This is a genomic window from Vibrio sp. 10N.222.52.B7 (assembly GCF_041474275.1).
Classification (GTDB): domain Bacteria; phylum Pseudomonadota; class Gammaproteobacteria; order Enterobacterales; family Vibrionaceae; genus Vibrio; species Vibrio crassostreae_C.
Genome location: NZ_JBFRTU010000201.1, coordinates 1 through 726 on the forward strand (window position 1 = coordinate 1; position 726 = coordinate 726).

Consider the following 726-nt stretch of genomic DNA (forward strand, 5'->3'; position numbering starts at 1 on the left):
TGGAATCACCATAAGTGCGCTTCGCTTCTTCTGCAAACCATTCAATGAAGCTCGCGCCATACACCACTTCGCCTGTCGCCTCGGCTAACGGCTTGCCCTGTTCCATTGTCATGATTCGAGCAAGGTCATCCTTGTTTTCGAGGATCAAATGGTGCCAGCGATGAAGCAGTGCTGCACGAGATTTAGCAGGAATTTTTGCCCACTCTTTCTGCGCTACATGAGCTCGTTCAATCGCGCTCGCTAGCTCTGTTTCTGATGATATCGGTGCGTGCCCGATGAGTTCACCCGTTGCTGGGTTTGTGACTGCAACTGCGTTGTTCGCTTCTGTCACCATAAAAGAGAGTAAGTGCTGGTTATCAATGTTTAGCATCGTGATTCCTTTGTCGTGATTACTTTAGACGTGTTGCTGATGTGCGGGTTGGCGAGTGTTCAGATCACTTCGACCAAATGTTGATTAGTCGCAGATTGTGGTCGTTAATTCGATAGTTTTGAAGCCCTTGTTTGCGCAAGCATTGTTTACCAAATCATGTCTATCAAAGTAGGTTTTTCGAAATCCATGATCAGCTAAGTCATGGACTTCGAAATTCTCTAAGAAAGTGTTTACTGCTGACTCCAATTATCAGCTTCGATTTTCGCCAGCGCTTTTGCTGCTTTTTGAAGTGCGGGCAAGAATTTTATTGCTTCATCCGGTTTCACTCGAATCACAGGCGCTTGTATCGCTAGGCC

At 46.4% G+C, this 726-nt stretch carries 1 protein-coding gene and 1 pseudogene; both read right to left on the reverse strand.

Annotated elements, in window-relative coordinates; translation table 11 throughout:
- A partial coding sequence (locus AB4512_RS22385; protein ID WP_372175738.1) for an aldehyde dehydrogenase family protein occupies positions 1-370 on the reverse strand: 370 nt, incomplete at its 3' end.
- Positions 371-600: 230 nt separating this feature from the next.
- Positions 601-726 (reverse strand): annotated as a pseudogene (locus AB4512_RS22390) (IclR family transcriptional regulator); the annotation flags it as partial.